This is a genomic window from Phaeacidiphilus oryzae TH49 (assembly GCF_000744815.1).
Lineage (GTDB): Bacteria > Actinomycetota > Actinomycetes > Streptomycetales > Streptomycetaceae > Phaeacidiphilus > Phaeacidiphilus oryzae.
On sequence record NZ_JQMQ01000004.1, the window covers coordinates 101,452 to 112,545 of the forward strand.

The 11,094-nt window shown below is 74.6% G+C and carries 10 protein-coding genes; 8 read left to right on the forward strand and 2 right to left on the reverse strand.

Features of this window, described 5'->3' with window-relative positions:
* Positions 1-54 precede the first annotated feature (54 nt).
* Complete coding sequence (locus BS73_RS00640) at positions 55-1,455, forward strand: MFS transporter (RefSeq protein WP_407674947.1); 1,401 nt, start codon at positions 55-57, stop codon at positions 1,453-1,455.
* Between the two features lie 14 nt (positions 1,456-1,469).
* Complete coding sequence (locus BS73_RS00645; protein ID WP_037568476.1) at positions 1,470-2,492, forward strand: TolB family protein; 1,023 nt, start codon at positions 1,470-1,472, stop codon at positions 2,490-2,492.
* Between the two features lie 2 nt (positions 2,493-2,494).
* On the opposite strand, the gene BS73_RS00650 is transcribed toward BS73_RS00645, so the two are convergent.
* Both BS73_RS00650 and BS73_RS00655 read right to left on the reverse strand, forming a co-directional pair.
* On the reverse strand, positions 2,495-3,157 hold the full coding sequence (locus BS73_RS00650) for an acyltransferase (RefSeq protein ID WP_051939318.1): 663 nt from the start codon (positions 3,155-3,157) through the stop codon (positions 2,495-2,497).
* A 71-nt stretch (positions 3,158-3,228) separates the two neighbouring features.
* Entirely contained in the window at positions 3,229-4,122 is an 894-nt protein-coding gene (locus BS73_RS00655) for a glycosyltransferase (RefSeq protein ID WP_235215290.1), read from the reverse strand.
* Between the two features lie 254 nt (positions 4,123-4,376).
* Here BS73_RS00655 and BS73_RS00660 point away from each other — a divergent pair, with 254 nt between their 5' ends.
* From BS73_RS00660 to BS73_RS00685, 6 genes are read left to right on the forward strand one after another with little or no spacing between them, the layout of a single operon-like run.
* Positions 4,377-5,828 carry a sugar transferase gene (locus tag BS73_RS00660; protein ID WP_051938966.1) on the forward strand — a complete coding sequence of 484 codons (1,452 nt, stop codon included), beginning with the start codon at positions 4,377-4,379 and terminating at the stop codon, positions 5,826-5,828.
* A 1-nt stretch (position 5,829) separates the two neighbouring features.
* Entirely contained in the window at positions 5,830-7,005 is a 1,176-nt protein-coding gene (locus BS73_RS00665; RefSeq protein ID WP_084703666.1) for a Gfo/Idh/MocA family protein, read from the forward strand.
* Positions 7,002-8,048 carry an NAD-dependent epimerase/dehydratase family protein gene (locus tag BS73_RS00670; protein ID WP_051938968.1) on the forward strand — a complete coding sequence of 349 codons (1,047 nt, stop codon included), beginning with the start codon at positions 7,002-7,004 and terminating at the stop codon, positions 8,046-8,048. The genes BS73_RS00665 and BS73_RS00670 overlap by 4 nt, the downstream gene beginning before the upstream one ends.
* Before the next feature lie 11 nt (positions 8,049-8,059).
* Positions 8,060-9,205: a DegT/DnrJ/EryC1/StrS family aminotransferase gene (locus tag BS73_RS00675; protein ID WP_235215221.1), complete on the forward strand. Its 1,146-nt coding sequence runs from the start codon at positions 8,060-8,062 to the stop codon at positions 9,203-9,205.
* On the forward strand, positions 9,202-9,894 hold the full coding sequence (locus BS73_RS00680) for an acetyltransferase (protein WP_037568478.1): 693 nt from the start codon (positions 9,202-9,204) through the stop codon (positions 9,892-9,894). Before BS73_RS00675 ends, BS73_RS00680 begins: the two co-directional genes overlap by 4 nt.
* 37 nt (positions 9,895-9,931) lie before the next feature.
* Entirely contained in the window at positions 9,932-11,086 is a 1,155-nt protein-coding gene (locus BS73_RS00685) for a DegT/DnrJ/EryC1/StrS family aminotransferase (RefSeq protein WP_235215222.1), read from the forward strand.
* The last annotated feature ends 8 nt before the right edge of the window (positions 11,087-11,094 follow it).

Consider the following 11,094-nt stretch of genomic DNA (forward strand, 5'->3'; position numbering starts at 1 on the left):
GGTCGGCCGGTGCCCGCCGGGGGGGCGGGTGGGGCGGTGAGTGGAGGTTCGGCCGTGTATCTCGCAGACCGGGCGGCGGCCCGGGGGCCCGGGCTGCCGGGTGGGGGCGGACGCGAGCGGCGGGGGGCGCTGGGCAGCGGCGCTGCGACCGTGTTCGCGCTGGGCGCGGTCAGTCTGGTCACCGATGTCTCCTCGGAGATGGTGACCGCCGTTCTTCCGCTGTACCTGGTCGTCGGGCTGGGAGTGAGTCCGCTCGGGTTCGGTGTGCTGGACGGGGTGTACAACGGGGTCGGCGCACTGGTGCAGTTGACGGGCGGTCACCTCGCCGACCGGGTGCGCAGCCACAAGCTGGTGGCCGGGGTCGGGTACGGGCTCTCCGCGCTCTGCAAGCCGCTGCTCCTGCTGGTGCACAGCCTCGGCCCGATCGGGGCCGTGCTGGCCCTGGAACGCACCGGAAAGGGGCTGCGCACCGCTCCCCGGGACGCGCTGATCTCGCTCTCCGTGCCGCCCGAGCGCCGGGGGCGGGCCTTCGGGCTGCACCGCGCGATGGACACCACGGGCGCGCTCCTCGGCCCGCTGTCCGCCTTTCTGATCCTGCGGGCCGCGACCGGGGGCTATGACGCGGTCTTCGGGGTGAGCGGCTGTGTCGCCGTGCTGGGCGTGCTGGTGCTGGTGCTCTTCGTCCCGGGCCGGAGCCGCGGCGGGGCGGCCCCGGGGCCGGGTGAGCGCATTCAACTGCGGGATGTGCCAGGGCTGTTGAGGGTCCGGCGGCTGCGGGCGCTGGCGGTCTGCGCGGCGCTGCTGGGGCTGACCACGGTGAGCGACGCCTTCGTGTATCTGCTGCTGCAGCGCAGGACCGGGATCGGCCAGCAGTGGTTCACCCTCCTCCCGCTCGGCACTGCGGCGGTCTTCCTGCTGCTCGCGATGCCCTTCGGGGCGCTGGCGGACCGGTGGGGGCGCCGGGGGGTGTTCCTCGCCGGGCACGCCGGACTGCTGTGCGCGTACGGGCTGCTGCTGTGGGCGCCCGGCGGCACGGGCGCCGGCCTGGCCCGGCCGGTGCTGCCCGCGCTGGTACTGGCGCTGCACGGCGGGTTCTACGCCGCCACCGACGGGGTGCTCCCCGCGGCGGTCGCGGACGTGGCCCCGGAGCGGCTGCGGGCCAGTGGGCTGGCGCTGGTCGGAAGCGGGCAGGCGCTGGCCCGGTTCGGCTGCTCGCTGGGCTTCGGTGCGCTCTGGACGGCCTGGGGGGACGGTGTCGCGCTGGGAGTCTCGGCGATCGGCCTGGCGGTCTGTGCGGCCGTTGCGGGGGTGGTGCTGCGCGGAGACGGGCGCGGGAAGGGGAGCGGGAACGGGGCTGGGCTCGGGAGCGGGAACGGGGCCGGGCGCGGGAGCGGGATCGGGGTCGAGAAGGCCGACGGGAACGGGGAAGCAGGGGGAGGGGGCGGGGAGCCGTGAGGTCGCCTACGGAGTTGAGCGCGCGGGGCCGGCTGCTGGTGCTGGCGGTCGGGGTACTGCTGCTGGCGGGGGTGGGCACGGGGCTGGTGGTGCACGCGGCCTCGCGGGCGGCGGGCCGGGACCGGGCCGATCCGGGCGCCCCGGTGGTCCGGGAGGGCGGGGTCACGCTCGGCCGGTCCGGCCGCCTGTTCTTCCGCTCGATGGAGCCGGGCCCGCACAGCGACGAGATCGTCTCCGTGCCGGCCGCGGACCCGGGGGCCGTACGCACCGGCTCCGGGCTGCGCTGCCTGCGGTTCTACGCGGCGGCCGGCACCGGGATCTGCCTCCGGGCGGACACGGGGCTGCTGCAGTCCGGGGGCCGGGTGCTGATCCTGGACTCCGCGCTGCGGGTGCGGCGCAGCCTGCCGTACTCCGGCATCCCCAGCCGGGCCCGGGTCTCGCCGAGCGGGCACCTCGTCGCCTGGACGGTCTTCGTCTCCGGCGACTCCTACGCCGTGGGGGCCTTCTCCACGCGTACGTCCATCCTGGACACCAGGACCGGCCGGCAGGCTCCGAGCCTGGAGGGGTTCGGCATCGAGCTGGACGGCAGGCCGTACCACGCGGCGGACGCCAACTTCTGGGGCGTGACCTTCGCCCGCGACGACGACACCTTCTACGCGACCCTCGGCACCCGGAACCGGACCTACCTGGTGCGCGGCTCGCTCTCCCGACGGACCGTCAGGACGCTCGCCGAGAACGTGGAATGCCCGTCGCTGTCGCCGGACGGCACCCGGATCGCGTTCAAGAAGCGGGTGCTGCCGGGGGCCTCGCTGTGGCACGAGTACGTCCTCGACCTGCGCACCCTGCGGGAGACCCCGCTCGCGGAGCGGCGGAGCGTGGACGACCAGGCGGAGTGGCTGGACGACGCGACGATCGCCTACGCCCTGCCGGGGCAGGGCACCACCGACCGCACCGACCTGTGGGCCGTCCCGGCGGACGGGCGGGGCGCGCCCCGGCTGCTCGCCCGGGGCGGGGCCTCGCCGTCGCTGCTGCGCTGAGCTCAGCCGTCGGTGGTCCCGCCCGCCTCCGTCAGTACGCCGTTCCGCTCGTGATAGCGGGCGCCGGTGGCCGGGCACTGCCAGGTGCCCGGCTCCCCGGGGAGTTCCGCTAGGCGGACGCCGGCCCGGCCGACCCAGCCGATCCGGCGTGCGGGCACCCCCGCGACCAGTGCGAAGTCCGGGACGTCCCGGGTGACCACCGCGCCCGCGGCGACCAGTGCCCAGCGGCCCACCCGCACCGGGGCCACGCAGACCGAGCGCGCGCCCAGCGCGGCGCCCTCGCCGACCAGGACGGCCACCGGCTGCCAGTCGCCCTCGCCCTTGCGGCTCCCGTCGGGGGAGACCGCGCGGGGGTGGTGGTCGTTGGTGAGGACGGCGGCCGGGCCCACGAAGACGCCGTCCCCGAGCTCGGCGGGCTCGTAGACCAGCGCGTAGTTCTGCAGTTTGACGTGGTGTCCGATGCGGACGCCGGGCCCGACGTAGGCGCCCCGGCCGACATTGCAGCCCCGGCCGAGGGTGGCCCGCTCGCGGATCTGGGCCAGATCCCAGATCGCGGTGCCCTCGCCGAGGCGGGCGGTCGGGTCGACCTGGGCGGTGGGCTGGATCCGGGCCGCGGCGGGTTGGCCGGTCTGGCGGGGGTCTTCCTGAACGGGCCGTGCCTTTATGGGTTGTGCCTCCACGGGCTGTGCCTTTATGGGTTGTGCCTCCACGGGCTGTGCCTCCACGGGTTCCTCCGTCAGTTCGGGAGCCGGTCCCGCCGGCTACGGCTGCTCTCGTCCCGCAGCCAGGTACCGAAGTCCCCGCTGCGGATGGGCTGTCGGGCTCGGCGGCGGGCGACCGCCGCGGCGGCGAGGAAGACCAGGACGCCGGGGAGGAGGGCCGGATCGGCGCGGAGCAGGGCGAACAGGTCCGCCGGCCGGGTCCGCGCGGAGGGCGCTTCGGTGCGCTGCTCCAACTGCTCCAGCTGCTCCAACTGCGCGGTGGAGGTGGCGGCGCGGACCCGGCGGTTGATCAGGTCCCGCCAGGTGCGCGGTGGCTGGATCCGGACGCGGGCCGCCGGCACCACCCGCCGCTCCTCCGGGGCGAAGGCCAGCGAGGCGGCGAGGTCGTCGGCCATCAGCGGGGGCAGCGCGGCGAGGCGCGCGTGCCCGGCCTCCGTGACCGCGATGACCCCGCGGCCGAAGAGGCCCCGCCGGACCTCGGGCAGGCGCTGCCACACGCGGTAATACGCGCGCACCGGCCAGCCGCAGCCGTTCAACGGAATATCACGTTCCGGCGCGACGGCCAGAACGGCGGGCGAATGATCGGAAAGAACCTGCGTCAGGGATCGGACATCCGAGGGGGACAGCAGGACATCTGCGTCCACGTACAACCGGGGAAAGGATTTCACCTCCGCGTCGCCCGCCCTGAGCGCCTCGTGCTTGGAAGGAACCGGTATCTCCACCACCCGCACCCGAGCCCCTCGGGCGGCTGCGACCTGCGCTGTTCCGTCCGTGCAGCCGTTGCACACGACCACGATCTCCAGCGGCTCCGGGTCGCCGGGTATTTCGGCGCCCGGGCCGTCAGCGGCCAGAAGTGAATCAAGAAGCGGTCCGATGACCTGTGCCTCGTTGTGCGCCGGAATCACCATACTCGTCACGGCAGCAGTATCGCGCGGACTTCCGTCACATCATCGAATACTTCGCTCGGTAGTTCCCACGATTGACTTCCGTGGTCTAGATTGTTGCCGCCCGCCTGCTGTGGATGGTGTGTGAAGAACATACACATGCCGTCCGCATCGGCCGGGGCGGTACGTGCGAGATGTGCGAGTGCGATGGGGCGGGGCCGGCGGCGGGGGGAACTGCCGACGGGGTTCGCGCACTTCGAACACCCTGGGGGGAAGGCATGGCCGTTGGGCCGGTCACGCATGTGCGCCACACCGTGGCACAGGGGCGGGCGGGGAGCCGCCGCCGGCGCTGGGAGCGGAGTTACCGGTTCCACCTGCTGGCTGCGGACGGAACCGCCGCGCTGCTGGCCGCGCTCGCCATCCACGCCGCCTACGGCCGCTGGGCGGTGGTCCTGGGACTGCCGCCGGCCTGGATCGCGGTGCTGTACGGCTATCGGGCCTACGACCGGGCGGCGCTGGGTCTCGGCAGCGAGGAGTACCGCCGGGTGCTGCGCGGCGCCGTCGCACTGCCCGCGCTGTCGGCGCTGGCCTACTGGACACTGCTGCACGACTCCCGGCTGCTCCACGACATGATGCTGGCGGCGGCGCCGACGGCCGGGATCGCCCTGCTGGTGCGGTTTCTGATCCGGCGTCGGCTGCACTGGCGGTGGGGGCGCGGCCGGGACCGGAACCCGACCCTCCTGGTCGGTCCATCCGGCAGCGTGGTCGAGCTGATGACCGTGCTGCGGCGGGGCGGAGCCCAGGAGTTGACCGTGGCCGGGGCCTGCCTCACCGATCCGCACAACGCCGCGGCGGTCACCGAGCTCGGCGTTCCGGTGGTCGGCGGTGTGGGCGGCGTCGCCGAGGTGGCGGACGCCATCGGCGCCACCGGGAGCAGCGTCGTCGTGGTGCTTCCGGCCCCGGAGATCGACGCCGCGGCGCTGATCCGGCTCTCCTGGAGCGCGGCGGCCGAGGGGGCCGACTTCCTGCTGATGCCGGCGGCGGCCGAGGTGGCCGCCTCGCGGCTGGTGGTGCGGCCGCACAACGGGGTGCCCCTGCTGCACGTCCGGGCGCCCCGGCTGTCCAACATCCCGCGGCTGCCCAAGGAGTTGGCGGAACGACTGCTGGCCGCCGTGCTGCTGCTGGTGTTCGCCCCGCTGATGCTGGTGGTGGCGCTGGTGGTCAGGCTCGACAGCGCGGGGCCGGCGCTGTTCCGGCAGCGGCGGGTCGGCCGGTACGGCGAGCAGTTCACCATGCTCAAGTTCCGGACCATGCGGGAGGACGCGACCGAGCACCGGGCGGAGCTCGACGCCCTCAACCAGAACGCCGACGGGCTGCTCTTCAAGGTGCGGCAGGACCCGCGGATCACGCGGGTGGGCTCCGCGCTGCGGCGGTACTCCATCGACGAGCTGCCGCAGCTCCTCAACGTCCTCGGCGGCCATATGTCGCTGGTCGGTCCCCGCCCCTCCTTACCTGAGGAGGCGGACGCGTACACCCACGAGATCCGGCGCCGACTGCTGGTCAAACCCGGGCTCACCGGGTTATGGCAGGTCAGCGGCCGTTCGGATCTCCCCTGGGACGAGGCCGTCCGCCTCGATCTGAGCTATGTGGACAACTGGTCGCTGGTGCTCGACCTGACCATCCTGCTGCGCACGGGCCCAGCCGTGGCACGCGGAAGGGGGGCCTACTGAGATGCCCGGCAACCGAGTCGAGGGAGCGGTCGGGAGCGCGGCCGAGAGAGCGGTCGAGAGAACGGTCAGGAGAGCGGTCGGGACGGCGAAGGACGCGGGCGGGGAGAAGGGGCCGCTCGGGGTGGCCGTGATCGGGGCCGGGTACTGGGGACCCAACCTGGTCCGCAACTTCCAGTCCTCGCCCGCCTTCCGCCTGAAGTGGGTCTGCGACCTGGACGAGGAGCGCGCTCGCCGGGCGCTGGGCGGCTACTCCACGGTCGGCGCGACCGCGGACTACCCGGCGGTGCTGGCCGACCCCTCGGTCCACGCGGTGGCGGTGGCCACGCCGGCCGGCACCCATCTGGACGTCGCCCTGGCGGCGCTCCGGGCCGGCAAGCACGTCCTGGTGGAGAAGCCGCTCGCGGCCACCTACGCCGACGGGCGCCGCCTGGTGGCCGAGGCGGAGGCCCGCGGGCTGGTGCTGATGTGCGACCACACCTACTGCTACACCCCGGCGGTGGGCCGGATCCGGGAGCTCGTCCACTCCGGGGAGCTGGGCGAGGTGCACTTCGTGGACTCGGTCCGGATCAACCTGGGGCTGGTCCAGAAGGACATCGACGTCCTGTGGGACCTGGCCCCGCACGACCTGTCCATCCTGGACTTCATCCTGCCCGCGAACGTCGAGCCGGTCGCGGTGGCCGCGCACGGCGCCGACCCGATCGGCGCCGGGCAGGCCTGCGTCGCCTACCTCACCCTGCAGTTGAGCACCGGCGCGATCGCCCACGTCCACGTCAACTGGCTCTCGCCGACCAAGGTGCGGACCACGCTGGTCGGCGGCGCCAAGCGCACCCTGCTCTGGGACGACCTCAACCCGGCCCAGCGGGTGGCCGTCTTCGACCGCGGCGTCGACCTGGCCTCGCCGGCCGAACTCGGCGCCGAGGAGCGGCGGGACGCGCTGGTCTCGTACCGCAGCGGCGACATGGTCGCGCCCGCGCTGGGCGAGAAGGAGGCCCTGCGCGGCATGGTCGAGGAGTTCGCCGGGGCGATCCGGGAGCGGCGGGCGCCGCTCACCGACGGCTGGTCCGGACTGCGGGTGCTGGACATCCTGGAGGCGGCCTCGCGCAGCCTCGCCTTCCACGGCGCGGTCGTCGGACTGCGCACCGATCGGCACGACGAACCGGCAGGGGCTGAACGTTGAGCGGTAGCGGTAGCAGCGTACGGGGCAAGCGGATCCTGGTCACCGGGGGAGCGGGCACCATCGGCTCCACCCTGGTCGACCTGCTGGCGGAGCACGGGGCGGGGGAGATCCGGGTCCTGGACAACCTGGTGCGCGGGCGGCGGCGGAACCTGGAGGCGGCGCTGGCGAGCGGCGCCGCCCGGCTGATCGAGGGCGACATCCGGGACCGGGACACGGTGCGCGCCGCCACCGAGGGCGCGGACCTGGTCTTCCACCTGGCGGCGATCCGGATCACGCAGTGCGCGGAGGAGCCCCGGCTGGCCAACGAGGTGCTGGTGGACGGCACCTTCAACGTCCTGGAGGCGGCGGCGGAGGCGGGCGTCGGAAAGGTCGTGGCCTCGTCCTCGGCCTCGGTCTACGGCCTCGCGGACACCTTCCCGACCGACGAGGACCACCACCCGTACCGGAACGACACCTTCTACGGGGCCGCGAAGGCCTTCAACGAGGGGATGCTGCGCAGCTTCCACGCCATGTACGGGCTGGACTACCTGGCGCTGCGCTACTTCAACGTCTACGGCCCCCGGATGGACATCCACGGCCTCTACACCGAGGTGCTGATCCGCTGGATGGAGCGGATCGAGGCCGGCGAGCCGCCGCTGATCCTCGGCGACGGCACCCAGACCATGGACTTCGTCGACGTCCGGGACATCGCGCGGGCCAATCTGCTGGCCGCCGAGTCCGGGCTGACCGACGAGGTCTTCAACGTCGCCTGCGGGGTCGAGACCAGTCTGCGCGAACTCGCCCTGGCCCTGCTGGCCACGATGGGGGCGGAGGGCCTGGAGCCGGTGCACGGCCCGGCGCGGGCGGTGAACGGGGTGACCCGGCGGCTCGCGGACACCCGCCGGGCGGCCGAACGCCTGGGCTTCCGGGCGGAGATCGACCTGCGGCGGGGGCTGCGGGACCTGGTGGACTGGTGGCGCGCCGAACGGGCGGAGGACGCCGGGCGGGCCGAGCCGCTTGAGCCGGCCGAGCCCGCCGAGCGGGTCGCCGGGGCCGCGCGGTGAGCGCCGCCCCCGTGCCCGCGCAGCTGGGCCGCATCCCCGTGATGAAGCCCTGGCTGGGCGAGGAGGAGGCCGCCGCGGCGGCCGAGGCGGTGGCCTCCGGCTGGGTCGCCCAGGGGCCGCGGGTCGCCGAGTTCGAGCGGGCCTTCGCCGCCCGGGTCGGCGCCGCCCACGGGATCGCGGTGAGTTCCTGCACCGCCGCCCTCCACCTCGGCCTGGTCGCGCTCGGGATCGGCCCGGGGGACGAGGTGGTGGTGCCCTCGCTCTCCTTCATCGCCACCGCGAACGTGGTCCGCTACGTCGGCGCCCGGCCGGTCTTCGCCGAGGTCGAGGCGGCCACCGGCAACCTGACCGCGGAGACCGCCGAGGCCGTGCGCACCGCCAGGACCCGGGCGGTGATCCTGGTCCACCAGGGCGGCGTGCCCGCGGACGCGGAGGCCTTGCGGGCCTACTGCGCCCGGCACGGCCTGCTGCTCCTGGAAGACGCCGCCTGCGCGGCCGGCTCCACCCTGCGCGGCCGCCCGGTCGGGGCCGGTGCGGCCCTGGCCGCCTGGTCCTTCCACCCCCGCAAGCTGCTGACCACCGGTGAGGGCGGGATGCTCACCACGGACGACCCGGCGTGCGCCGAGCGGCTGCGCCGGCTGCGCGAGCACGGGATGGACGTCTCGGCCGCGCAACGGCATCTGAGCCGCACGCCCGTCCTGGAGCGCTATACCGAACTGGGTTTCAACTACCGGATGACGGACATCCAGGCCGCCGTCGGCCTGGTCCAACTCGCCAAGCTGGACGCCATGGTGGCCCGGCGCCGGGAGCTGGCGGCCGGGTACCGGGAGCGCCTGCGCGCGCTGCCCGGCCTGGTCGCGATCGACGACCCGCCGTACGGGGAGTCCAACTTCCAGTCCTACTGGGTGCTGCCGGAGGAGGGCCGGCCGGGCGGCCGGGACCGGCTGCTGGCGGCGCTGGCCGAGGCCGGGATCTCCGCCCGGCGCGGGATCATGGCCGCCCATCTGGAGCCGGCCTACGCCGGGCACCCCTCCGTGCCGCTGCCGGTCACCGAGCGGATCACCCGGGACTCGCTGATCCTTCCGCTCTTCCACACCATGACCGGCGAGGAGCAGGACCGGGTGGTCGAGGTGCTCCGCCGGGAGGCCGGCCGATGACCCCGCTGCTGATCGTCGGCGCCGGGGGCTTCGCCCGGGAGGCGGCCCAGGCGGTGCTCGCCGCCGGGAGCCATGGGAGCCACGGGAGCCACACCCTGCTCGGGCACCTGGACGACGATCCCGCGCTGCACGGCCGCGAGGTGGACGGCGTCCCGGTGCTGGGACCGCCGGAGCTGGTACATGATCTGACGGAGAGTCAGGTAGTGGTCTGCGTGGGCAGCCCCCGGGCGTACGCGTCCCGGGCCCGGCTGGTCCGGCGGCTTGACCTGCCCGAGTCGCGGTATGCGACGGTGCTGCATCCGAGCGCGGCGGTGTCCGCGAGCAGCACCGTCGGCGCGGGCTCGGTCCTCCTCGCGCACTGCGTGCTGACCGCGGCGGTGCGCCTAGGGCGGCACACCGCGGTGATGCCGCACACCGTCCTCACCCATGACGACGTGGTGGGCGAGTACGCCACCCTGGCCTCCGGCGTGCGGCTCGGCGGCGGGGTGCGGATCGGGCGCGGCGCCTATCTGGGCGCCGGCGCGCTGGTCCGGGAGTACACGACGATCGGCGACTGGTCGCTGGTCGGTACCGGGAGCGCGGTGCTGGGCGACGTGCCACCGGGCGAGGTCTGGGTCGGCAGCCCGGCGCGCCGGCTGCGCGCGGCGGCCGCCGGCGAACTGCGGGAACTGGCGGCCGGACATGTCTGAGCCGGCCCACCGGGGGCGAACGAACGGGGGAGACCGTATGGATGCGATGGATCGGGCAGGCCGGAGGAGCGGGACGGCCGAGGGGGTTCCACTGGTGGACCTGGCCGCGGCACACGCCGAGGTGGCCGAGGCGGTACGCGCCGGGTTCGACCGGGTTCTGGACGGCACCGCCTTCATCGGCGGCGAGGAGGTACGGGAGTTCGAGCGCGAGTACGCGCGCTTCTCCGGCCTGGCGCACTGCGTGGGCGTGGCGAACGGCACCGACGCCGTCGAACTGGCCCTCCGGGCGAGCGGAGTGCGGCCGGGGGACGAGGTGGTGCTGCCCGCGAACACCTTCATCGCCACCGCGGGCGCGGCGGCCCGGGCGGGCGCCCGCCCGGTGCTGGTGGACTGCCTGCCGGACAGCTATCTGATCGACCCCCAGCAGGCGCTGGACGCGGTCGGGCCGGCCACCCGCGCGGTGGTCCCGGTCCACCTCTACGGGCAGTGCGCCGCCGCGGCCGAGCTCGCCGCCCGGCTCCCGCAGCGGGTACGGGTGGTGGAGGACGCGGCGCAGAGCCAGGGCGCCAGCCGGGACGGCCGCCCGCCGGGCCGCGGCGGGATCGCGGCCACCAGCTTCTACCCGGGCAAGAACCTGGGCGCCTACGGCGACGCCGGGGCGGTGCTCACCGACGACGCCGAACTCGCCGACCGGGTACGGCTGCTGGCCAACCACGGCAGCCGCAGCAAGTACCTCCATGAGGCGGCCGGCTTCAACAGCCGGCTGGACGCCCTGCAGGCGGTCGTGCTGCGGGCCAAGCTGGAGCGGCTGGCCGAGGGGAACGCGGCCCGCCGGGACGCCGCCGCCCGCTACCACCTGCTGCTCGCCGAACTCGCCGAGGCCGGAAGGGTGGTGCGGCCGGTCGCGGCCGAGGGCAACGTCCACGTCTGGCACCTCTATGTGCTGCGCGTGCCGGGCGCGGACCGGGACGCGGTGGTCGGCAAGCTCAACGCGGCCGGGCTGGGCGCGGCCGTCCACTACCCGGTGCCGATCCACCGCACCCCCGCCTTCGCCGAACTCGGGTACGGGCCGGGCGCGTTCCCGCATGCCGAGCGGGCGGCGGGGGAGATCCTGTCGCTGCCGCTCTTCCCGCAGATCCGCGCGGACCAGCAGGAGCAGGTCGTCCGCGCGCTCACCGAAGCCCTGGGTTGACGGAGGCG

Bases quoted from the DNA above. Each gene is read 5' to 3' on its own strand.
- BS73_RS00685 (WP_235215222.1), top strand. From the start codon at position 9,932: ATGGATGCGATGGATCGGGCAGGCCGGAGGAGCGGGACGGCCGAGGGG.
- BS73_RS00655 (WP_235215290.1), bottom strand. From the start codon at position 4,122: ATGGTGATTCCGGCGCACAACGAGGCACAGGTCATCGGACCGCTTCTT.
- BS73_RS00680 (WP_037568478.1), top strand. From the start codon at position 9,202: ATGACCCCGCTGCTGATCGTCGGCGCCGGGGGCTTCGCCCGGGAGGCG.
- BS73_RS00665 (WP_084703666.1), top strand. From the start codon at position 5,830: ATGCCCGGCAACCGAGTCGAGGGAGCGGTCGGGAGCGCGGCCGAGAGA.
- BS73_RS00660 (WP_051938966.1), top strand. From the start codon at position 4,377: ATGGCCGTTGGGCCGGTCACGCATGTGCGCCACACCGTGGCACAGGGG.